Below are 20,026 nucleotides of genomic sequence, written 5' to 3'. Positions count from 1 at the left end.
AATGACGACATGCGAGTGGTGCTGTCCACGTACGGGTCGCGCGGCGACGTCCAGCCGTTGGCGGGTCTCGCGGTGCAACTGCGGGAGCTCGGTGCGGAGGTACGGGTGTGCGCCCCGCCGGACGAGGAAGGCGCGCGACGGCTGGCCGCCGTCGGGGTGGAGCTGGTGCCGGTCGGGGAGTCGGCGCGGTCGGTGGTGCGCAGGGCGCTGCCGGATCCGGGTGACCTCCCCCGCCGGGTGGCCGCGATGGTCGCGGACTTCCACGCGGCGGTCGCGGCGGCCGCCGACCCGGGCGGCGCGGTGGTGGCCACCGGGATCTTCCCGGCCGTGGCCGGCGCCCAGGCGGCCGCGGAGACGGTGGGCGCCCGCTTCGCGTACGTCGCCCTCCAGCCGACCATGCTGCCCTCCCCGCACCACCGGCCGTTCGAGTTCCCGCTCCAGCCGTACCGGCCGGGGCTGACCGACAACCGGGAGCTGTGGGCGGACAACGTCCGGACCATGAACGCCCTGTTCCGCGAGCAGGTCAACGCCCACCGGGCCTCGGTCGGCCTGCCGACCGTGGACAACGTGCGCGACCACGTGTTCACCGACCGCCCCTGGCTGGCGACGGACCCCCTGCTCGGCCCCTGGCCGCAGCCCGCCGAGCTGGAGGTCGTGCAGACCGGCGCCTGGCTGCTCACGGACGACCGACCGCTGTCCGCCGAGCTGTCGGCCTTCCTCGACGCGGGCGGGCCCCCGGTGTACGTGGGCTTCGGCAGCATGCCGCTGCGCGGCGCGCCGGACGCCGCCCGGGTCGTCGTCGAGGCCGTCCGGCAGCAGGGGCGTCGCGTGGTGCTCGCCCGGGGCTGGGCGGAACTGGTCCCGGACGAGGGTGCGGAGGACTGCTTCGCCGTCGACGAGGTCAACCAGCAGGCGCTGTTCCCGCGGGTCGCCGCCGTCGTCCACCACGGCGGTGCGGGCACCACCACCGCAGCCGCCCTGGCCGGCACCCCGCAGGTGGTCGTGCCGCAGATCGTGGACCAGCCCTACTGGGCCGGGCGGGTCGCCGAGTTGGGCATCGGGGTGGCCCACGACGGTCCCGTCCCGACGGTCGAGTCGCTGTCCGCCGCGCTCAAGCGGGCCCTGGTGCCGGAGGTCGGCGCGCGGGCGGCGGAGGTCGCGGGCGGGATCCGTACGGACGGGGCGGCGGTGGCGGCGCGGCTGCTGCTGGGCTGATCCGCGGCCGGCCGGTGGCGCGGGAACGCGTGCGCGGGAACGCGTGTGCGGGAGTGGGAAGTCGGCGACGTCGACTTCCCACTCCCGCGACCTACTCCCGGAAGAACTGCTCACCCGAGTCCGGGAGTTGGACGTCGTTGCGGTCCAGGTACTCCCAGAGCTTCGCCTTCTTGCCTTCCGGCCGGGCCACCGTCACGTGCCGCAGCGGCGAGTCGCCCACGCTGACGAGCGGGGGCTCGGTGACCGTGCCGTCCGTCCAGGTCACCTTCACCCGGGCGATGTCGGGGCCGACGGCCAGCGTGACCACGTCGGCCGGAGCCACCGTGTCGCCCTTCCCGCGGTGGCCCGGCGCGCCCCCGGACAGGTACGCCCCGTTGCGGGGGTCGAGCTTGCCCGGAGACGGGGCGGTGCCCTCGGAGTCGTGGCCCAGGCGTTCCCCGTCCAGCGTGAAATAGGTGTTGGTCACGTCGACGTCGGGATCGTAGTACCGGTTGACGAAGTCCTCGGTCGGCCGGCTCAGCGTCTGGTCGAACGGGCTGCGGTCCTGCCACACCGCCAGCGCCTGCTCGTACGCCCGCTCCTTCGGCGCCGCCGGCCACAGCGCCTCCCACAGGATCCACAGCTTGCCGTCCGCCGTGGTGCCCTGCTCCAGGGGCACCCGGACCGGGGTGAGCGGGTCCCGGACCGCCGGGGTGGCGGCCGCCGACGGCGGGCCGCCGGTGCCCGAGCCGGGACCGCTGCCGGCCGGGACCAGCGGGTGGCCCGCCGTCGGCTCCGGCCGCAGTTCGGTGATCGCCCCGCCCGCCAGCACCAGCACCGAGGCCAGCGCCAGCGCACCGACCACCGACCGGCGGCGGCGCCGGATCCGCCGTCCGCCCGCCAGGATGTCCGCCACCGGCGCCGGGCCGATCCGCGCCGTCGACGCCGCCTCGGCCAGACCCAGTCCGACCCAGAGGTCGGAGTCCCGGCCCGGCCCGGCGCTCCCCGTGCCCCCCGCGTTGCCCACGTTCTCCATGCTCATACCGCCCCTCCGACCTCAGACCTGTCCTTGAGCTCCACCAGCGCCGAGACCTGCCGCAGCCGCCCGATGCCCTTCGCCGCGTGGCTGCGCACCGCACCCACCGAGCACCCCATCGCGACCGCCGTCTGGCTGTCGCTCAGGTCCTCCCAGTACCGCAGCACCACCGCCTCGCGCTGCCGCGGCGGCAGGGTCGCGAGCGCCGCCAACAGCGCCCCGCGCTGGTCGGAACGGGCGTAGCCGTCCTCCGACCCCGCCGCGTCCGGCACCGCGTCGACCAGCAGCTCCGGCGGCCGACGGCGCCAGCGGCGGGCGTGCTGGTTCACCAGGATCCGCCGCACATAGGCGTACGGATCGTCCGCCCGGCGCACCTTCGACCAGGCCGCGCAGGCCTTCTCCGCGGCGGACTGCACCAGGTCCTCCGCCGCGTACTGCTCGCCGGCCAGCAGGAACGCCGTCCGCAGCAGCCGGGGCCAGGCCGTGACGATGAACGCCTGGAACTCCTCGTCCCGTGTGTTCCTCGGTTCTCCCATGAGCACCTCCTCACCCACCCAGAGCCCGGGCGGGGCCGGAAGCGCTTACTCCTCGTGGAACTCTCCGTGGAAATGGTTCCGCCGGTGCGCCCCGCCGGCGCCACCGTCCGCCGGATGATCCTCTCCCACGACGACGCCGGGACCGGACCCGCAAGGATGTTCGGGACCGGTGCCGGGCCGAAGGGTGTGCCGTCGCGTTCCGGTACGCCCTTCCGGGTGACTATCGGCCAGCGGGGCGAAAGGCCGGACTCGAACGTGTGTCGGTGGCCATCATGGGTGGGTGCACTTCACCTCGGAGAGTGGTTCTGACGGCGTCTCGGAACGCCGCTTCGTCGTCGACGGCGTCCCCGGCCTGCTCTGGCAGCCGGACGGATCGGCCCTGGGCGGGCGCCCGTTGGTGCTGCTGGGGCACGGGGGCGGGCAGGACAAGTCGGGGCCGCGGGAGCGGGCGCGACGGTGTGCGGCGCGGTACGGGTGGGCGGCGGTGGCGCTGGACGCGCCCGGGCACGGGGAGCGGGCGCGCACCGCGCAGGACGAGCGGTTCGCCACCGAGATCGGGGAGTTGCTGGCGGCCGGGCGGCCGATCAGCGCCTGGGTGGCCCGGCACACGGCGGCGCTCGCGGAGCGGGCCGTGCCGGAGTGGCGGGCGGTGCTGGACGCGCTGGAGGGCCTGGCGGCGGGGGAGGGGATCGGGCCGGTCGGGTACTGGGGGTTGTCGCTCGGGACGGCGATCGGCATTCCGCTCGCCGCGGTCGAACCCCGGGTGGTGGCCGCGGTGTTCGGGCTGGCGGGCCACGCCACCCTGCTGGAACCGGCCGCCCGGGTGGCGGTGCCGGTGGAGTTCGTCCTGCAGTGGGACGACGAACTCCAGCTGCGCGAAGCCGCGTTGGCGTTGTACGGCGCGCTGGGTTCGCGGGAGAAGTCGCTGCACGCCAACCCCGGCGGCCACCTGGGGGTGCCCGACTTCGAGCTGGCCTCGGCGGAGCGCTTCCTGGCCCGCCACCTGCCGCGTGCCACCGGCTGAGCCACCCCACTCGGCGGGCTGAGCCACCCCGTTCGGCCGGCTGATTCGCCCTGTGGAGCCCGTTGACGGGACCGCACGCCAATGCGCCGCGCCGTGCGCACAATTCCGTCACATCACTCCCAGGCCTCCCAGTTTTCCCACAGTTTCGGATGTCCGTATTGCCGGGGCGGCGGGAATTTGTCGCGACTTGGTTGGCATGCTCATATTCCGGCGCTTGTCAGCAGTGAGTAAAACTTCGCAAAGAATTGCCCTTCGCAACCGCCCGCCCCGGGGTCGGAATCAACAGAATGTTGCAGCTCAGGGCAATGGTGGTCACCCGACGTGGATTTGGCGTGACCCGCCGTGCCCACCCCGTTCCACAATCCGCAGGAGTACGGTTCCCAACGAATCGCCGAACGGGCTCCCGAGCAATCTCCCGAGCCCCCTCGGCCGTACCGGGGAATTGGTGCGCCGCATGGGTCAGCTAAAGGGTGGGGAAGGAACCTCGGAAGAGGTTCCCGGTGTCGTCCGTCCGATATCCGTCAAGTTAGTCGTCGAAGTCCTGCGCGGGATCGCCCAGGTCGATTTCATGCCGTCCGCCGTGTGCGGGCTCTTCTTCGTCGCCGCACTGTTCGCCGCCGGCTGGCAGTACGGCCTCTACGGCCTGCTCGGCAGCGCCGTCTCCACGGCCGTCGCCCACGGCCTCGGGCTGCGGCGGGACACCGTGGAGGCCGGGCTGGCCGGGTACAACGGGTGCCTGGTGGCGCTCGCCTGTGCGGTGTTCCTCGGGCCCGGGCATCCCGCCACGGTGGTGGTCGCGGTGCTCGGCGCCGCCGTCGCGGTGGTGGTCGCCGCCGGGGTCGGGACGCTGCTGGCGGGGCGTGAACTGCCCGCGCTGACCGCGCCGTTCTGCCTGGTCGCGACCGCCGTGACGGTCGCCGCGCCCGGCTTCCGGCGGCTGTGGCCCACGGGTGCCGGACCGGCCGCGCTGCCCGTACCGGCGGCCGGGGGAACCGCGCTGAGCTGGGAACAGCTCTGGCACGGGTTCTTCGCCAACATCGGCCAGATCTTCTTCATGCCGCAGTGGTACGTCGGTCTGCTGTTCCTGGCGGGCCTGTTCGCGGCCAGTCGGCTCGCCGGGGCGGTGGCCTGCGGCGGCAGTGCCGTGGGACTGCTCACCGCCTGGGCGTTCGGTGCGCCGGCCGAGGCGGTCGGACAGGGGCTGCTCGGGTACAGCGGGGTGCTGGTGGCGCTCGCGCTGTGCGGGGTGTTCGTCGCCGCCGACGGCTGGAGCGCGGCCTACGCCGTGCTCGGCGCGGCCGCGGCCACCGTGCTGACCCCGGCGCTCGGCGCGGTCACCGCGCCGTTCGGCGGCCACGCCTTCACCTGGCCGTTCGTGCTGACCACCCTGCTGTTCCTGGCGGCGGTACCGGCGGTCCCCCGATTGCGTCGGGCCTGATCCCGCGGGCGCCCTAATCTGGTATTCCCGCTCCGGCGCTCGCGTCCCGGTCCCTCGGTCGTCCAACTCCCTTGTTTTTCATCTGACTTGTAATTCCGTCGGATTCTCGGAAAGGAGGAGTGGTTCCCGTGAATCTCTCCCCGCGTGAGATGGACAAGCTCTACATCTACGTCGTGGCCGATCTGGCCCGCAAACGCCGCGACCGCGGCGTCAAGCTCAACTACAGCGAGGCCTGCGCGCTGATCAGCGAGGCCATCATGGAAGGCGCCCGGGACGGCCGCACCGTCGCCGAGTGCATGGAGATCGGCAAGCAGGTGGTCAGCAACGCCGAGGTGATGCCGGGCGTGCGCGAGATGCTGCCGCTGCTCCAGGTCGAGGCCGCGTTCCTGGACGGCACCAAGCTGGTCTCCTGCCACGACCCGGTCGGTGCCTGACCGATGACCGTACGTCAGCCTGCCCTGGTCGTCCTGGCCGGTGGGCACGAGAGCGACGGCGGCCGGCACCTGGCCGACCTGACCGACCTGGCGGATCCGGCCGGGCGCAGCGGTCACGGGTTCACCGTGCACGCCACGGCCGCCCCCGGCCGTCCGTTGGCCGAAGCCGTCCGCTCCGCGCTCGCGGCCGGCGACGCACCGGTGTGCGTCGTCCCGATGACACTCGGACGGGACCCGAGACTGGTCGCCGACACCGCCCGCGCGTTGCGCTGGCTCGCCGCCGGCGAGGGCCGCGGACGGCTCGCGCTCACCGCGCCCTTCGGCGCCGCCGAGCACCTGATCGGCTGGCTGCGCGCCGCCGCGGCGACGGCCGGCGACGGGGACGCCGTCCTGGTCACCGCCCCGGCGGCCGGTCCCTTCGAGGACGCCGAACTGTTCCGGATCGCCCGCCTGGTCCGCCAGTACGGGCGGCACCACCGGGTCGAGGTCGCCTTCACCGGCGGCGACCCGGATCCGGCCGAGGGCGTCGAACGCTGCCGCCTGCTCGGCGCGGAGCGGGTCACCGCCGTCCCGGCCTCCTTCGGCCCGGCGCTGCCGGCCGCGCTGCTCGACGGCCCCGCCGACCGCGGCCCGACCGCGCACGTACGGGACGGCGGCCCGCTGCTGCGCCCGTCCGCGATCGCCGGGGTGGTCGCGGCCCGCACGGCGGCGGCCCTGCACCTGCTCGGCCACGGCGAGGACGGCATCCTGGCCGGCCTCGACGCCGAGCACGGCCACGGCTACGCCCACAGCCACGGGCCGGGCGACCAGTCCCACGGCCACACCCACACCCACGGCCACCCCCACGGCCACACGCCCAGCCACCCCCACGCACACACCCCCACCGAACCGGCAGAGAGGAAGGCCAGCCATGTCCGGTAGCGCCGCATACCTGTACGGCGACGACCCCGTGGAGATCAACGCCGGCCGTACCAAGGCCACCATCACGGTCAGCAACACGGGCGACCGCGCGATCCAGGTCGGTTCCCACTACCACTTCTTCGAGGCCAACCGCGCCCTCGACTTCGACCGCAACGCCGCCTTCGGCAAGCACCTCGACATCCCGGCCGGCACCGCCGTCCGCTTCGAGCCCGGCGACACCAAGGACGTCACCCTCGCCGAGTTCGGCGGGCACCGCCGCCTGGTCGGCTTCAGCAACCTGGTGGACGGCGGCGTCACCGCCCGGGACACCCGCGTCCGCGCCATCGACCGGGCGATCGCCCGCGGCTTCAAGGGCACCCACCTGGAGAACAAGGACGACGACCTGCACGGCAGGGACTTCCACACCCACATCCACCCGGAGACCCACGAGGAGGGCGACCGCTGATGGCCATGCTGTCCCGCAAGCAGTACACCGACCTGTTCGGCCCCACCGTCGGCGACCGCTTCCACCTCGCCGACACCAACCTGGTGGTCGAGGTCGAGAAGGACCACAACCAGGGCCACTACGGCGACGAGGCCGTCTACGGCGGCGGCAAGGGCATCCGCGACGGCATGGCGCAGGACCCGGCGGCGACCTCCGTCCAGGGCGCGCTCGACTTGGTCATCACCAACGTCGTCGTGCTGGATCCGGTGCTCGGCGTGGTCAAGGGCGACATCGGCGTCAAGGACGGCTTCATCACCGCCGTCGGCAAGGCCGGCAACCCGCACACCCAGAGCGGGGTGCACCCCAAGTTGGTGATCGGCCCCGGCACCGAGGTGATCTCCGGCGAGCACCTGATCGCCACCGCCGGCGGCATCGACACCCACATCCACTTCATCGCCCCGCAACAGGCCCAGGAGGCGCTGAGCAACGGCATCACCACGCTGATCGGCGGCGGCACCGGCCCGTCCGACGGCACCAACGGCACCACCTGCACCCCCGGACCGTGGAACATCGGCCGGATGTACCAGGCGGTCGAGGACCTGCCGGTCAACGTGGGCCTGCTCGGCAAGGGCAACGGCTCGCTGCCGGGCGCGCTGCGCGAGCAGGTCGAGGCCGGTGTGTGCGGCCTCAAGGTGCACGAGGACTGGGGCAGCACCCCGGCGGCGATCGACAGCGCGCTGAGCGTCGCCGACGAGTACGACGTGCAGGTGGCCATCCACACCGACACCCTGAACGAGTCCGGCTTCTTCGAGGACACCCTGTCCGCGATCGACGGCCGCACCATCCACACCTTCCACACCGAGGGCGCGGGCGGCGGACACGCCCCCGACATCATGCGGATCGCCGGCGAGCCCAACGTGCTGCCGTCCTCCACCAACCCGACCCTGCCCTACACCGTCAACTCGGTGGACGAGCTGCTCGACATGGTGATGGTCTGCCACCACCTCAGCCACGACATCCCCGAGGACGTCTCCTTCGCCGACTCCCGGGTGCGCGCCGAGACCATCGCCGCCGAGACCGTGCTGCACGACGAGGGCGTCATCTCGATCTTCTCCTCCGACTCGCAGGCCATGGGCCGGATCGGGGAGTCCTTCACCCGCGCCTTCCAGACCGCCCACCACTGCAAGGCGGAGCGCGGCAAGCTGGCCGGCGACAGCGAGCGCAACGACAACTTCCGGGTGCTGCGCTACCTCGCCAAGCTCACCATCAACCCGGCGATCGCCTCCGGCACCGCCGAGCACATCGGCTCGCTGGAGCCCGGCAAGCTGGCCGACATCGTGCTGTGGCCGATCAACTCCTTCGGTGCCAAGCCCAAGTTGGTCATCAAGGGCGGCCTCATCAACTGGGCGCTGATGGGCGACCCGAACGCCTCGCTGCCCACCCCGCAGCCGGTGTACTACCGGCCGATGTACGGCGCGCTCGGGCGGGCCAAGCAGGCCACCCGGATCACCTTCATGTCCCAGGCCGCCGTCGACCTCGGGGTGCCGAAGGAACTCGGCCTGGACAGCCGGGTGCTGCCGGTGCGGCACTGCCGCTCGGTGGGGAAGCAGCACATGGTGCGCAACGACGCCCTGCCGAGGATCGCGGTCGACCCGGAGACGTACAAGGTCACCCTGGACGGCGAGCCCGCCACCATCGAGCCGGCCCGCGAACTGCCGCTCAACCACCTGTTCTACCTCGCGTGAGCGGCGTCGCCGGGCCTGGTCCCGGTCCCGGTCCCGGTTCCGGGCCTGGTTCCGGTTCCGGTCCTGAGGAGGGTGGCGGCGCGGGCCTGGACGCCCTGCTGGTCAGCCTCCAGCTGACCGACTCGGCCTTCCCCAGCGGCTTCTACACCCTCTCGCACGGTCTGGAGGGCTACGCCCAGGCGAAGGCCGTCACCGCCGACACCATGCCCGCGCTGCTCGTCGACCTGCTGCGGCACAGCGTGGGACCGGCCGACGCCACGGCGCTCGCGCTGGCCCACCGGGCCGCCGCGGCCGGCGACTGGGAGCTGCTGGTCGAGACCGACCAACGGCTGCACGCCACCAAGCTCAACCGTGAGCTACGGCTCGCCGCAACCCGTACCGGACGCCAACTCCTGGACATCGCCCGGGAGTCGGTGGGCGGCGAGCCGCTGGAGCGGTACGCCGCCCTGGTCGCCGAGAAGCGCGCCCCCGGCTGCCAGGCGGTGGCCGCCGGGGTCGCCTACGCCTCGGCCGCCGTACCGGTCGAACAGGCCGTCGCCAGCGACCTGTTCGCCTTCTGCACCAGCTTCGTCGGCGCCGCGCTGCGGCTGCGGCTGACCGACCACCGCAGGGCGCAGGTGGTCCTGCGGGCGGCCGCCCCGGTCATCCGGGAGGTGGTGGCGGCCGCGCTGGTACGGGAGTTGGCGGACCTGGGCGGCTGCGTGCCGATCGCGGACGCGATGTCCGGCCGGCACGAGCGGGCCGAGGCCCGGCTGTTCGCGAGCTGAACCCACTCATTCCGTTTCTGCTTCCGCTGCTACTGCTTCCGCTTCCGCTTCTGCTTCTGCTTCTGCAAGGAGATCCGCATGACCGAGAACGTGCTCCGGGTGGGCATCGGCGGCCCGGTCGGTTCCGGCAAGACGGCGCTGATCGAGGCGCTGGTGCCGGTGCTGATCGCGCGCGGCCACCGCCCGGCGGTCATCACCAACGACATCTACACCCAGGAGGACGCCCAGCACGTCCGCCGCACCCTGGCCGGGGTGCTCGACCCCGAGCGGGTGGTCGGCGTCGAGACCGGCGCCTGTCCGCACACGGCGGTGCGGGACGACCCGACCATGAACCTCGCCGCCGGGGCGGAGATGCTGGAGCGCTTCCCCGACGTCGACACCCTGCTGTTCGAGTCCGGCGGCGACAACCTGACCCTCACCTTCAGCCCGGTGCTGGTCGACCTCTTCCTGTTCGTGCTGGACACCGCCGAGGGCGAGAAGATGCCCCGCAAGCGCGGCCCGGGCATCACCGAGTCCGAGCTGCTGGTCATCAACAAGATCGACATCGCCCAGTACGTCCGGGTGGACCTCGGCGTCATGGAGTCCGACGCCCGCCGGGTGCGCGAGGGCGGTCCGGTGGTGCTCACCAACTGCCTGACGGGGGAGGGGCTGGAGGAGATCGCGACCTTCCTGGAGACCTTCCGGAAGGTCCCGGCGTGACGACCCTCGCCCCGGGTTCCGTCCCCCGGCTGGACCCCCGGCACTACGAGCCCGCCCGGGTCCCGTCCGAGGTCCGCCGGTACGCCGGGACGCCCGACACCCTCGCGGTCGGGCGCCCCGGCAAGGTCGGGCTGCTGGAGCTGGCCTTCGAGCGGATCGGCGGGCGCACCGAACTCACCGGCCACTACCAGAAGTCGCCGCTGCAGATCATGCGCCCGCTGTACTTCGACCCGGCCCGCCCCGACCTCGCCGTCACCCTGCTGATGTCCACCGGCGGCGGCATCCTCCAGGCCGACCGGCTGCGCACCGACATCCGCTGCGGCGCCGACACGGCCGTCCACCTCACCACTCAGGCGGCCACCAAGGTCTACCGGATGGAGTACGACTACGCGACGCAGCTGGTCAACCTGGAGGCCGGGCCGGGCGCCTATGTGGAGTACCTGCCCGAGCCGGTGATCCCCTTCGTCGACGCCCGGTTCTACCAGCGCACCGTGCTCACCGTGGACCCCGGGGCGACGGTGCTGGCCGGCGAGACGGTGCTGGCCGGACGCCTCGCCCGGGGCGAGCGCAACGCCTACCGGGTGTTCGCCTCGGACCTCGAAGTCCGGCGCCCGGACGGCGAGTTGGTGGCTCTGGACACGGTGCGGCTGGAGCCCTCGGGCGGCGGCACGACGGGCCCGGCGGTGCTCGGCGGGCACGACGTGATGTCCAGCCTGTACGTGCTCAGCCCGCTCGCCCCGGCGGCGCGGATCGCCGACGTCCTGCACGAGGCGCTGGCGGGGCGCGGGCTGCTGTACGGGGTCAGCGTGCTGCCGCAGGACAGCGGCGCCTGGCTGCGGCTGCTCGACTCCGACACCCGGGCCTGCGCCGCCGCGCTGCGGGCGGCCTGGGACGCGGTGCGGCGGCTGCTGATCGGGGTCCCGGCGCCGGAGCTGCGGAAGACCTAGGGTCGCGCGGTCCGAAGTACCGTCGGCCTGGCTCTAGAGGTCCTTCTCGGCCAGCCGGGCGATCTGCCGGTGGCTGAGCTCGACCGTGCGGCTCATGTGCCGGAGCAGGAAGTCGAGTTGGTCCTCGCTGTCCTCGGCGTACATCGCCACCCAGTCGACGCTGAGGGCGCGCCACACCTCCCCGAAGCGCTCCAGCGCCTCGGGGAGCACGGCGACCAGCACCCGGCGCCGGTCCGTCTCGTCCCGTCGCCGGACCACCAGGCCGGCCTTCTCCAGTCGGTCGACCAGTCGGGTGGCCGAGCCGCTGGTGAGCCCGGTCAGCTCGGCGATCCGGCCGGTGGTGACCGGGCCGTCCTCCAGGGTGAGCAGGTTGAGGCACTGGACGTCGGTCGGGTGCATGCCGAGGTGGTCGGCGACGGCCTGGTTGAACAGCACGTAGGAGGCCAGGTAGCGGCGTGAGACCGGCCAGAGCCGGGCCATCAGTTCGTCGCGGGAGGGCGTCATGGGGCCAGGGTAACCGGCGGCCCGATCAAAAGTTGCGTCGCGCAGAGATATCTCCTTACATTGACTGCATGACGCAGATAAATGCTCGACTCCCCGTCGCCGTGACCGGCGCCACCGGCGCCCAGGGCGGCGCCACCGCCCGCGCCCTGCTCCGGGCCGGCCGTCCGGTCCGCGCCCTCACCCGCGCCGTCGGCTCCCCGGCTGCCCGCGAACTCGCTTCCCTCGGAGCCGAGTTGGCGTACGCCGACTTCGACGACCCGGCCTCGCTCACCGCCGCCCTCGACGGCGCCGGCGCCCTCTTCGCGATGTCCACCCCGTTCGGGACGGACCTCGACACCGAGATCCGCCAGGGCACCGCCCTGCTCGACGCGGCGGCCGCCACCGACTCCGTCCGGCACGTGGTCCTCACCTCCGCCAGCAACGCCGACCGCTCCACCGGCATCCCGCACTTCGACTCCAAGCAGCGGATCGAAGAGCACCTCGCCACCCTCGACCTGCCCTGGACCGTCCTCGGCCCGGCCGTCTTCCTGGACAACTACGCCAACGACTGGACCCTCCAGGCCCTGCGCGAGGGCGTCCTCCTCCTCCCGATGCCCGCCGACACCCCCATCCCGGTGATCGCCGCCGACACCATCGGCGCCTTCGCCGCCCACGTCCTCGCCCACCCGGACGGCTACACCGGCCGCCGCATCGACATCGCCTCCCAGTGGCGCACCGGCCACCAGATCGCCGCCGCCATCACCGCCGCCTCCGGCCGCCCGATCCGCTGCGAGCAGGTGCCGCTCTCCGTCGTCGAGACCTACTCGGCCGACCTCGCCGCGATGTTCCGCTACTTCCAGCAGGTCGGCCTCGCCATCGACACCGAGGCCCTGCACGCCGCCCACCCGACCGTCGACTGGCGCACCGCGGAGGCCTGGGCCGCCGACCAGGCCTGGGAGTTGTGAGCCGCACGCCGCGGGGCGGGAGCCCGGGCTCCGGGGTGGCGGGCGGTGTCACGGATGACGGACCTCCCCCCTACGATGACCGTCATGAATTCTGGGGGGCCGGGGCTCCAACTCATCGACGGGCGCTTCGAACTGGTGGAGCGTCTGGGCGGCGGAGGCATGGGTCTGGTGTGGCGGGCACGCGACACCGTCCTGCAGCGCGAGGTGGCACTGAAGGAGGTGCGCGCGCCGGATCCGGCCTACCTCGCCGGGGACCCGGGGGCGGCGGCGGTGCTGCGCGAACGCGTGCTGCGCGAGGCCCGTTCGCTGGCGCGGCTCAACCACCCGCACGTGGCGACGATCCACCACATCGTCGACCGGCCCGAGTACCCGCACCCCTGGCTGGTGATGGAGCTGGTCACCGGCGGCTCCCTGCACGACCGCCTCGCCCGCGGCCCGATGTCGCCGCTGGAGGCGGCCCGACTCGGCCGCGGCGTGCTCTCCGCGCTGAGCGCCGCGCACGCGGCCGGCATCCAGCACCGCGATGTGAAGCCCGGCAACGTCCTGCTGCGCCCGGACGGCAGCCCGGTCCTCACCGACTTCGGCATCGCCGCGCTGGCGGAGTCGCCCAGCCTGACCACCACCGGTGCCCTGATCGGCTCGCCCGAGTACATCGCCCCCGAACGCGTCCGCGGCGAGGAGGGCAACCCGGCCTCGGACCTGTGGTCGCTGGGGATGATGCTCTTCGTCGCGGTCGAGGGCTACCACCCGCTGCGGCGCGGCACCAGCCTGGCCACCCTCGCCGCCGTGCTGGACGAGCCGGTCCCGCCGCCGGTGCGGTCCGGGCCGCTGGGCCCGGTGCTGGCCGCCCTGCTGGTGCGCGACACGGCCGCCCGGCCCGACGCCTGGCTGCTCGACCGGCAGCTCGCCGAGGCCGAGTACGCGGCCGCGACCGCGGGGGAGGCCGGCACGGTCGGCACGGTGCGCCTCCAGCCGGCCGCCGGCACCGTACCGCCGCAGGCCACCGAGCGGGTCACCGGATACTCCGGCGGGTACCCGGGCGGACACCCCACCGGGTACCCCACCGGTGCGACCGCCGGGCAGACCTTCGGCCCGCCGCGGCCCCCCGCCCAGGAGCCGAGCGACGCGGGACCCCGCCCCGGCCGCAAGCGCGGCCGGCTGCGGTCCGGCTACCTGCTCCTGGTGCCGGTGCTGACGATGTCCGTCGTCTACGGCATCCAGTACTTCGCGGCCAAGGACGCCGGCAAGATCCCCGGCAGCGACACGCCCGCGCCGTACCCGGGCCTGCTCACGCCCGCCGGCGTCCGCGGCGCGATCCAGTCCATGAACCAGAAGGCCGGCGGCCGTCCCGTCCTGGAGTTCACGCTCCAGCAGGACTCCGGGGGCGTCGTCGTCGCGACCGCCGCGAACCCGAAGCTCTACGACTCCTTCGACTACCGCGACGGCAAGACCACCCAGGGCCTGCGCTCCGGCACCGTGGCCTTCGAGGAGAAGCCGGTGGACCTCCAGGCGGTCAACTGGGACGCCCTCCCGGCCCTGTTGCAGCGGGCCGACGCCGAGCTCGGCATCGCCCACCCGACCAGCCACCACATAGCCGTGCGCAACGCCCCGGGAATGGGCGACACCGGTCCGACCCTGCTGGTGTACGTGGGCGACTCCTACGGCAGCGGCTACCTGCGGGCGGATGCCAACGGCACCGTCACGAAGACCTATCCGCGCAGCTGACGGTCATCCGTCACGGTCACGGTCACCGTCACCGTCATCCGTCACCGGTCGGGCCGGCCCAACCGCTCCACGAACCTGCGCTGCCACGGCGTCTCCACCGCGTGCCGGCTGTAGTGCTCCCGCACGTAGCCGACCGCCTCCGCCGCCGGGACGCCGTCCAGCACCGCGATGCAGGCGAGGGCGGTGCCGGTGCGTCCCCGGCCGCCCGCGCAGGCGAGTTCGACCCGCTCGTCCGCGCAGCGCTGCCAAGCCTCGCGGAAGGCGTCGGCCGCGTCGGTGCGGTCGGCGGGGAGGCGGAAGTCGGGCCAGCGGACCCAGCGGGTCTCCCAGGGGAGCGGCTTGGGCGGGCGGCCCAGCAGGTAGAGGCCGAAGTCGGGGTGGGGGCCGGGCGGGAGCGGGTTGAGTACGCCGCGGCCGCGGAGCAGGCGGCCGGAGGGCAGCCGCAGCAGGCCGGGGGTATCGGGGGTCCAGGTGGGCATGTCGCCTCTCAGTCGTCCGCGCTCAGATGCCCGGGTGCCCGACGAGCTTCAGGCTGCGCTCCCACAACTCCGTACGGGCGCGCAGGTCGTAGGCCTGGCGGTTGGCACGCGCCTCGCGCAGGCGGTCGTAGTAGCGGCCGGTGACGCCGGCCAGGGCGGGGTCGGTGACCAGCCGGTGGGTGGCGGCGAGGCCGTCCTCCAGGCTGTCGATGCTGTAGCCGATCTCCTGGAGCACCATCTTGGTGGGCATGTACGTCGACGGGTGGAGGCTGTTGACGGTCACCTCGGCGGCGGGCACCCGGGCGGCCAGTTCGAGGCCGCAGGCGATCTGGGCGAGCTTGCTGCGGCAGTACGCGCTGGTCCCGCTGTAGTCGCGCTCCAGCATCAGGTCGTCGAAGTCGACCTCCTCCTGTCCGGCGGAGGCGACGTTGACGATGCGCGCGGGGGCGCCGGCCCGCAGCAGCGGCAGCAGTTCGAGGCTGAGCAGGAGGCCGGCCAAGTGGTTGACGGCGAAGCGCAGTTCGTGGCCGTCGACGCTGGTGCGGCGGGTGCGGCCGTCGGGCTCGCCGGCGCCGACGCCCGCGTTGTTGACCAGGGCGTCCAGCCGGTCGGTGGTGGCCCGGACCCCGGCGGCGAGGGCGCGGACCTGGTCGAGGTCGGCGAGATCGGCGCGCAGGGTGACGGGGCGGGCGACGCCGTGGGTCCCGGCGATCGAGTCGGCCGTGCGGTCCAGCTTGCCCTGGTCGCGGCCGTGCAGCAGGACGGTGGCGCCCTCGGCGGCGAGCCGGTGGGCGAGGGCCCGGCCGAGGCCGTCGGTGGAGCCGGTGACGAGGACGGTCCACGGCGGGGTGGGCGGGGTCATCGGGACTCCTGGGGCCGGAGGGGGACGGGGGACCGGTTCAGGATGCCACGTGCAGTCGCGAGGCGCCGGGCATTCCGGCCCGGTGGGCCAGCGCCGCCGCCTCGCCGCGCGAGCTGACGCCCAACTTGGCCAGGATGTTGGCGACATGGAACTTCACCGTGGACTCGCTGATGTGCAGCGCCTCGGCGATGTCCCGGTTGCGGCGGCCCTGGGCCAGCTGGTCGAGTACCTCCAGTTCGCGCGGCTGCAGCCCGTCCAGCGGATCGGTGGCGGCGATCGGCGCGGGCAGGCCGAGCGGCAGGTCGACGGTCACGGTGGTCCCCCAGCCGGGGACGGACTCGACGCCGTAGCGCCCGCCCAGGGCGGCGATCCGCTCGGCGGTGCGGTGCACGGCCAGGGCGTCGGCGGCGAGCAGCCCGAGGCCGTCGTCGCGCACCACCGCGCGCAGCGCGCCGTCCGTCGTGAATTGCCAACTCACGTGGAGCCGGGCCGGCTTCTCCTGTTCCAGCATCAGCATCACGGCGACCCGGACGGCGTCCCGGGCGGTGTGCGCGGTGTCCGCCGGGACGGACCGGGCGGCCTCCGCCGGGGGCGCGAGGTCCAGCCTGACCCGGGTGTGCCGCAGCAGCGGGCGCAGTTCCCGGGCGAGCCGGGCGAACGCGGCGTCGGCGGGCTCCTCGCTGAGCGTGCGGTCGAGGTCGGCGGTGTGGCGCAGGTCCAGCAGGGCGGTGACGGCCAGCTCGGTGGCGGCCCGGCGGGCGGCGGCGTCGTCCAGGTCGGCCGAGCGCAGCGGTGCCAGGATCGCGCTGAGCGTCGCGCCGTGGGTGCCGGTGAACTCGGCGGTGGCCCGGGCGCGGGCGTCGGCGGCGGCCCGGGAGGCCGCCGCCAGGCTGGGCGCGGCGTCGGTGGAGCGGTGGGCGGAGTGGGCGATCACCAGCTCGCACAGCTGCTGGAGCACGGCGAGCGCGGCGGGCGCCACCGGCTCGGCGTCCGCCCGGACCAGCACCAGGACCGCGCCCCTGCCGTCGCCCTGCTCGGTCGCGACCACCACCACCGGCCGGGCCCGGCCCGCGAGTTCGGCCTCGCCCTGCCAGGGCCGGCCGGTCGAGGTCGTCCCGGCCGCGCGCTCGGCCAGCCGGGACAGCTCCAGGCCGCTGGTGCCGCCGGTCAGCTCGGGCGGGCCGTAGGCGAGTGCGGGGGAGTGGGTGCAGACGCCGCTGAGGTGGGCGATCGCGAGGTGCGGGACGAGCGTGCGGACCACCTCCGACAGCCGCGGCATGAGGTCGGGCCGGGGTGTGCGCAGCACCTCGACGGCCCGCGCCAGTGCGTCCTCGGGTCGGCTCCAGTGCTGCTGCCAGGTCTCGTCCATGCACCCCAGCCTAGTCCGGGTGCCCGCGAGGGCCACCCCTCCCTTCGGCCAGGTCGAACTGTCCGAAGGACCGGCCGGAGCGAGGGGGCGGCCGGAGCAGGATGGAACCCGTCGGAACGAAACGGCGCCGGGCGATTCCCGGCCGGGTCCCGGGCCAACCCCCGGACCAGCCAAGGACGAAGAGGACCTCCCATGACCAAGGCCATCGCCTTCCCCCAGTACGGCGACGCGGACGTGCTGCGCCCCGTCGAGATCGAGCTGCCCGCCCCCGGGCCCGGCCAGGTGCGGGTCGCGGTGCGAGCGGTGGGCGTCAACCCGCTGGACCACAAGGTGCGCAGCGGCGCACTGGACGGCTTCTTCCCGGTCACCTTCCCCGCCGTCCCCGGCTACGAGGTGTCCGGGGTGGTGGAGGAGGTCGGCCCGGAGGTGACCGGCTTCGCGCCCGGCGACGAGGTGTTCGGCGCGCTGATGGGCGGCGGCTACGCCGAGCACGCGCTGCTGGACGTGGACCGGCTGGCGCACAAGCCCGCCACGCTGAGCTGGGAGGAGGCCGCGGCGATCCCGACCGTCGCCGAGACCGCCGAGCGGGTCCTCGCGAACCTGGGCGTCCGGGCGGGCGAGACGCTGCTGGTGCACGGTGCGGCGGGCGGGGTCGGCACGCTGCTGCTGCAGTTCGCCCGGGCCCGCGGGATCACCGTGGTCGGCACCGCGAGCGAGGCCAACCACGACTACCTGCGCGAGCTCGGCGCGATCCCGGTGACGTACGGCGACGGCCTGGCCGAGCGGGTGCGGGCGGCCGCACCGGGCGGGGTGGACCGGGCGCTGGACGCGGCCGGTCAGGGCGGCGTCCTGCCGCTGTCGATCGAGCTGACGGGCGGTGCGGACCGGGTGCTGACGATCGCCGACATCCCGGGGGCGGAGCAGTACGGCGTCCGCTTCACCGGTGGCGCCGAGGGCGAGCAGATGTACCACCGGGAGGGCCTGGACGCCGCGCTGGCCCTGCACCGGGCGGGCACCCTGCAGCTGCCGCTGCACCGGGTGCTCCCGCTCGCGGAGGCGGCGGAGGCGCAGCGCCTCAGCGAGTACGGGCACCTGCGCGGGAAGATCGTCCTCACGGTGTGAGGGCCTGAGAGTGTGAAGGTGTGAGGGCCTGAAGGTCTGACGGATGGAAGGCCCAAGGGCCTGCCGGCCGCCGGCCCGCTCGGTAGAGTCCCGTCCATGGTGACTGTGAACCCGGCGGGCCGGTTGGCCGGCCGTTCCTGTGTGGTGACCGGCGCGGCCAGCGGCATCGGCCGGGCCGTCGCGGAGCGCTTCGTCCGTGAGGGTGCCTCGGTGGTCGCCACCGACCTGGACGCCGAGGGGCTGGCCCGGCTGGCCGGACGCTTCCCGGGCGCGGTCGGCACGGTGGTCGGTGACGTGGCCCGTGACGAGGACGCCCGCCGGATGGTCGAGGCGGCCGTCGAACGCCACGGCCGGCTCGACGTCCTGGTCGCCAACGCCGGGGTGATCCCGCTGATGGACATCACCGAGGCGACCGCCGAGGACTGGGACCGGGTGATGGCCGTGGACGGCCGCGGCATGTTCCTCACCTGCAAGTACGCGATCGAGGCGATGACCGCCCAGCAGCGGCCCGGCGGTTCGATCGTCTGCCTGTCCTCCATCTCCGGGGAGGCCGGCCAGCGCGGTCAGGCGGTGTACGGGCCCGCCAAGTTCGTCGCCTCCGGGCTGACCAAGCACCTCGCCGTCGAGTGGGCGGACCGCGGCATCCGGGTCAACGCCGTCGCCCCCGGCACCATCGGCACCGAGCGGGTCGCCCGGCTGCGGGACGAGCCCGGCGGGCCCGAGTACCTCGCGGCGATCGAGAAGATGCACCCGATGGGCCGGCTCGGCGACCCGGCCGAGGTCGCCGCCGCCGTCCTCTTCCTCGCCTCCGACGAGGCCTCCTTCATCACCGGGGCCGTCCTGCCGGTGGACGGCGGGTACCTGGCGCAGTAGCGGCGGGCCCGGCACGGGGCCCTCGGCGCGGCGGGCGGTGCTCAGCGCACCGGGTCGGCGATCAGCTCGACCAGGGTCGACACGCCGTCGGCCCCGTGGCCGTGGTCGACCGCGCGGCGGGTGACCGCGAGGGCGGCGTCCAGGACGGTGGTGTCCAGGCCGCGGGCCCGGGCGGTGTGGGCGACGTGCGTCAGCCCGGCCGCCGCGGAGGCCACGCTGCTGCGGTCGCCCGGGTGCCGGTGTTCGTCCGCGCGGCGGGCGAAGTCCTCGATCACCGCGGGCAGCAGCTGCGGCAACCCCTGGGCGTACGGGGCGAGTTCGGCACCGCTGATGCCCTCGGTGCGGGCCAGGGCGAGGGCGTGGACCAGGCCGTGCACGGTGGTCCAGAACAGGTCCAGCAGGGCCGCGTCGAAGGCGGCCGCCCGTCCCTGGTCGGTGCCGACGTGCCGTACGGTGCCCAGCGCCCGCAGGGTCGGCCGGTGCTCGGCGAAGGTCCCGGCGTCGCCGCTGAGCAGGACGGTGCCCTCGGGGCGGCCGATGGTCGGGGTGGGGGTGAGGATCGCCGCGCTGAGGAGGCGGTGGCCGCGGGCCCCGGCCTCGGCGGCGTCGGCCCGGGCGTCCTCCGGGGTGATGGACGTGGCGTTGACGACCGTCCGGCCGCGCAGCGCCTCCCCGGCGTCGTCCAGGACGGTCCGGGCGGCGGCCCGGTCGCGGACGCAGAGCAGCACCAGTGGGGCGTCCGCCACCGCCTCGGCCGCGGTGGCGGCCACCCGCGCGCCCCGGGCGGGCAGGTCGGCCTCCCGGCCCGGGGTGCGGTTCCAGACGGTGACGGGGTGCCCGGCGGCGAGCAGCGCCCCGGCCAGCGCGCGGCCCATCGGGCCCAGGCCGAGGACGGCAACGGCGGTGGCGGAGAAGTGAGTTGACGACGGTGCGGAAGATCGTTCGTTCGGCATGGCGGTTACGCTAGACCTTCACGCCGACGG

Annotated in this window: 21 protein-coding genes; 14 read left to right on the top strand and 7 right to left on the bottom strand. The window is 74.1% G+C overall.

Annotation, left to right across the window (positions count from 1 at the left end):
• Positions 1 to 9: 9 nt before the first annotated feature.
• Positions 10 to 1,215 (top strand): glycosyltransferase, encoded by a 1,206-nt coding sequence (locus ACIP4P_RS18060; RefSeq protein WP_400919518.1) that lies wholly within the window; start codon positions 10 to 12, stop codon positions 1,213 to 1,215.
• Positions 1,216 to 1,306: 91 nt separating this feature from the next.
• On the opposite strand, the gene ACIP4P_RS18055 is transcribed toward ACIP4P_RS18060, so the two are convergent.
• Both ACIP4P_RS18055 and ACIP4P_RS18050 read right to left on the bottom strand, forming a co-directional pair.
• Entirely contained in the window at positions 1,307 to 2,236 is a 930-nt protein-coding gene (locus tag ACIP4P_RS18055; protein WP_400919515.1) for a hypothetical protein, read from the bottom strand.
• On the bottom strand, positions 2,233 to 2,766 hold the full coding sequence (locus ACIP4P_RS18050; protein WP_400919513.1) for a SigE family RNA polymerase sigma factor: 534 nt from the start codon (positions 2,764 to 2,766) through the stop codon (positions 2,233 to 2,235). The genes ACIP4P_RS18055 and ACIP4P_RS18050 overlap by 4 nt, the downstream gene beginning before the upstream one ends.
• Before the next feature lie 280 nt (positions 2,767 to 3,046).
• On the opposite strand from ACIP4P_RS18050, the gene ACIP4P_RS18045 reads away from it, so the two are divergent.
• The 9 genes from ACIP4P_RS18045 to ACIP4P_RS18005 all read left to right on the top strand — a co-directional run bounded on the left by ACIP4P_RS18045 (position 3,047) and on the right by ACIP4P_RS18005 (position 11,165).
• Entirely contained in the window at positions 3,047 to 3,790 is a 744-nt protein-coding gene (locus ACIP4P_RS18045; protein ID WP_400919511.1) for an alpha/beta hydrolase, read from the top strand.
• 454 nt (positions 3,791 to 4,244) lie between these two features.
• Positions 4,245 to 5,228, top strand: a complete 984-nt coding sequence (locus ACIP4P_RS18040) for an urea transporter (RefSeq protein ID WP_400919509.1) — start codon at positions 4,245 to 4,247, stop codon at positions 5,226 to 5,228.
• A 128-nt stretch (positions 5,229 to 5,356) separates the two neighbouring features.
• Complete coding sequence (locus tag ACIP4P_RS18035) at positions 5,357 to 5,662, top strand: urease subunit gamma (protein WP_188310190.1); 306 nt, start codon at positions 5,357 to 5,359, stop codon at positions 5,660 to 5,662.
• Between the two features lie 3 nt (positions 5,663 to 5,665).
• Positions 5,666 to 6,583, top strand: a complete 918-nt coding sequence (locus ACIP4P_RS18030; RefSeq protein WP_400919506.1) for a cobalamin biosynthesis protein CbiX — start codon at positions 5,666 to 5,668, stop codon at positions 6,581 to 6,583.
• Positions 6,573 to 7,028 carry an urease subunit beta gene (locus ACIP4P_RS18025; RefSeq protein ID WP_350514464.1) on the top strand — a complete coding sequence of 152 codons (456 nt, stop codon included), beginning with the start codon at positions 6,573 to 6,575 and terminating at the stop codon, positions 7,026 to 7,028. Before ACIP4P_RS18030 ends, ACIP4P_RS18025 begins: the two co-directional genes overlap by 11 nt.
• The gene (ureC, locus tag ACIP4P_RS18020; RefSeq protein ID WP_350514463.1) at positions 7,028 to 8,752 is read left to right on the top strand and encodes an urease subunit alpha; all 1,725 of its coding nucleotides are present in this window, start codon (positions 7,028 to 7,030) and stop codon (positions 8,750 to 8,752) included. Before ACIP4P_RS18025 ends, ureC begins: the two co-directional genes overlap by 1 nt.
• 86 nt (positions 8,753 to 8,838) lie before the next feature.
• Positions 8,839 to 9,519, top strand: coding sequence for an urease accessory protein UreF (locus tag ACIP4P_RS18015; RefSeq protein WP_400919803.1), 681 nt, complete (start codon positions 8,839 to 8,841; stop codon positions 9,517 to 9,519).
• Between the two features lie 78 nt (positions 9,520 to 9,597).
• Positions 9,598 to 10,218 carry an urease accessory protein UreG gene (ureG, locus tag ACIP4P_RS18010; protein ID WP_350514462.1) on the top strand — a complete coding sequence of 207 codons (621 nt, stop codon included), beginning with the start codon at positions 9,598 to 9,600 and terminating at the stop codon, positions 10,216 to 10,218.
• Positions 10,215 to 11,165 carry an urease accessory protein UreD gene (locus ACIP4P_RS18005; protein ID WP_400919502.1) on the top strand — a complete coding sequence of 317 codons (951 nt, stop codon included), beginning with the start codon at positions 10,215 to 10,217 and terminating at the stop codon, positions 11,163 to 11,165. Before ureG ends, ACIP4P_RS18005 begins: the two co-directional genes overlap by 4 nt.
• Positions 11,166 to 11,198: 33 nt before the next feature.
• Here the strand turns inward: ACIP4P_RS18005 and ACIP4P_RS18000 are convergent, their stop codons facing one another.
• Positions 11,199 to 11,669, bottom strand: a complete 471-nt coding sequence (locus ACIP4P_RS18000; RefSeq protein WP_350514460.1) for a MarR family transcriptional regulator — start codon at positions 11,667 to 11,669, stop codon at positions 11,199 to 11,201.
• Positions 11,670 to 11,737: 68 nt separating this feature from the next.
• Here ACIP4P_RS18000 and ACIP4P_RS17995 point away from each other — a divergent pair, with 68 nt between their 5' ends.
• Both ACIP4P_RS17995 and ACIP4P_RS17990 read left to right on the top strand, forming a co-directional pair.
• On the top strand, positions 11,738 to 12,613 hold the full coding sequence (locus ACIP4P_RS17995) for an NmrA/HSCARG family protein (protein WP_400919500.1): 876 nt from the start codon (positions 11,738 to 11,740) through the stop codon (positions 12,611 to 12,613).
• Positions 12,614 to 12,697: 84 nt separating this feature from the next.
• Positions 12,698 to 14,338: a serine/threonine-protein kinase gene (locus ACIP4P_RS17990; RefSeq protein ID WP_400919498.1), complete on the top strand. Its 1,641-nt coding sequence runs from the start codon at positions 12,698 to 12,700 to the stop codon at positions 14,336 to 14,338.
• Between the two features lie 41 nt (positions 14,339 to 14,379).
• Here ACIP4P_RS17990 and ACIP4P_RS17985 read toward each other — a convergent pair whose 3' ends face one another.
• Genes ACIP4P_RS17985 through ACIP4P_RS17975 form a run of 3 tightly spaced genes read right to left on the bottom strand, consistent with a single transcriptional unit; the run spans position 14,380 to position 17,048 of the window.
• Positions 14,380 to 14,817 (bottom strand): protein phosphatase, encoded by a 438-nt coding sequence (locus tag ACIP4P_RS17985; RefSeq protein ID WP_400919495.1) that lies wholly within the window; start codon positions 14,815 to 14,817, stop codon positions 14,380 to 14,382.
• A gap of 22 nt (positions 14,818 to 14,839) precedes the next feature.
• A complete protein-coding gene (locus ACIP4P_RS17980) occupies positions 14,840 to 15,679 on the bottom strand; it encodes an SDR family NAD(P)-dependent oxidoreductase (RefSeq protein ID WP_400919492.1) in 840 nt (279 codons plus the stop codon).
• A gap of 37 nt (positions 15,680 to 15,716) precedes the next feature.
• Positions 15,717 to 17,048: a LuxR C-terminal-related transcriptional regulator gene (locus ACIP4P_RS17975; RefSeq protein WP_400919489.1), complete on the bottom strand. Its 1,332-nt coding sequence runs from the start codon at positions 17,046 to 17,048 to the stop codon at positions 15,717 to 15,719.
• Positions 17,049 to 17,240: 192 nt separating this feature from the next.
• Between ACIP4P_RS17975 and ACIP4P_RS17970 the strand changes: the two genes are divergently transcribed.
• Entirely contained in the window at positions 17,241 to 18,170 is a 930-nt protein-coding gene (locus tag ACIP4P_RS17970; RefSeq protein WP_400919486.1) for an NADP-dependent oxidoreductase, read from the top strand.
• Positions 18,171 to 18,266: 96 nt separating this feature from the next.
• The gene (locus tag ACIP4P_RS17965; RefSeq protein ID WP_400919484.1) at positions 18,267 to 19,043 is read left to right on the top strand and encodes an SDR family NAD(P)-dependent oxidoreductase; all 777 of its coding nucleotides are present in this window, start codon (positions 18,267 to 18,269) and stop codon (positions 19,041 to 19,043) included.
• A 41-nt stretch (positions 19,044 to 19,084) separates the two neighbouring features.
• Here ACIP4P_RS17965 and ACIP4P_RS17960 read toward each other — a convergent pair whose 3' ends face one another.
• On the bottom strand, positions 19,085 to 19,996 hold the full coding sequence (locus ACIP4P_RS17960; RefSeq protein ID WP_400919481.1) for an NAD(P)-binding domain-containing protein: 912 nt from the start codon (positions 19,994 to 19,996) through the stop codon (positions 19,085 to 19,087).
• Positions 19,997 to 20,026 lie beyond the last annotated feature (30 nt).

Origin of the sequence: Kitasatospora sp. NPDC089509 (assembly GCF_044749365.1) — a bacterium.
Lineage (GTDB): Bacteria > Actinomycetota > Actinomycetes > Streptomycetales > Streptomycetaceae > Kitasatospora.
This window is presented reverse-complemented; position numbering and strand designations above follow the sequence as displayed.

What these genes read in the sequence shown, in the direction of transcription:
- ACIP4P_RS18060 (WP_400919518.1), top strand. Translation starts at nt 10, where the DNA reads ATGCGAGTGGTGCTGTCCACGTACGGGTCGCGCGGCGACGTCCAGCCG.
- ACIP4P_RS18055 (WP_400919515.1), bottom strand. Translation starts at nt 2,236, where the DNA reads ATGAGCATGGAGAACGTGGGCAACGCGGGGGGCACGGGGAGCGCCGGG.
- ACIP4P_RS18050 (WP_400919513.1), bottom strand. Translation starts at nt 2,766, where the DNA reads ATGGGAGAACCGAGGAACACACGGGACGAGGAGTTCCAGGCGTTCATC.
- ACIP4P_RS18040 (WP_400919509.1), top strand. Translation starts at nt 4,245, where the DNA reads ATGGGTCAGCTAAAGGGTGGGGAAGGAACCTCGGAAGAGGTTCCCGGT.
- ACIP4P_RS18030 (WP_400919506.1), top strand. Translation starts at nt 5,666, where the DNA reads ATGACCGTACGTCAGCCTGCCCTGGTCGTCCTGGCCGGTGGGCACGAG.
- ACIP4P_RS18025 (WP_350514464.1), top strand. Translation starts at nt 6,573, where the DNA reads ATGTCCGGTAGCGCCGCATACCTGTACGGCGACGACCCCGTGGAGATC.
- ureC (WP_350514463.1), top strand. Translation starts at nt 7,028, where the DNA reads ATGGCCATGCTGTCCCGCAAGCAGTACACCGACCTGTTCGGCCCCACC.
- ureG (WP_350514462.1), top strand. Translation starts at nt 9,598, where the DNA reads ATGACCGAGAACGTGCTCCGGGTGGGCATCGGCGGCCCGGTCGGTTCC.
- ACIP4P_RS18000 (WP_350514460.1), bottom strand. Translation starts at nt 11,669, where the DNA reads ATGACGCCCTCCCGCGACGAACTGATGGCCCGGCTCTGGCCGGTCTCA.
- ACIP4P_RS17995 (WP_400919500.1), top strand. Translation starts at nt 11,738, where the DNA reads ATGACGCAGATAAATGCTCGACTCCCCGTCGCCGTGACCGGCGCCACC.
- ACIP4P_RS17990 (WP_400919498.1), top strand. Translation starts at nt 12,698, where the DNA reads ATGAATTCTGGGGGGCCGGGGCTCCAACTCATCGACGGGCGCTTCGAA.
- ACIP4P_RS17985 (WP_400919495.1), bottom strand. Translation starts at nt 14,817, where the DNA reads ATGCCCACCTGGACCCCCGATACCCCCGGCCTGCTGCGGCTGCCCTCC.
- ACIP4P_RS17980 (WP_400919492.1), bottom strand. Translation starts at nt 15,679, where the DNA reads ATGACCCCGCCCACCCCGCCGTGGACCGTCCTCGTCACCGGCTCCACC.
- ACIP4P_RS17975 (WP_400919489.1), bottom strand. Translation starts at nt 17,048, where the DNA reads ATGGACGAGACCTGGCAGCAGCACTGGAGCCGACCCGAGGACGCACTG.
- ACIP4P_RS17970 (WP_400919486.1), top strand. Translation starts at nt 17,241, where the DNA reads ATGACCAAGGCCATCGCCTTCCCCCAGTACGGCGACGCGGACGTGCTG.
- ACIP4P_RS17965 (WP_400919484.1), top strand. Translation starts at nt 18,267, where the DNA reads ATGGTGACTGTGAACCCGGCGGGCCGGTTGGCCGGCCGTTCCTGTGTG.
- ACIP4P_RS17960 (WP_400919481.1), bottom strand. Translation starts at nt 19,996, where the DNA reads ATGCCGAACGAACGATCTTCCGCACCGTCGTCAACTCACTTCTCCGCC.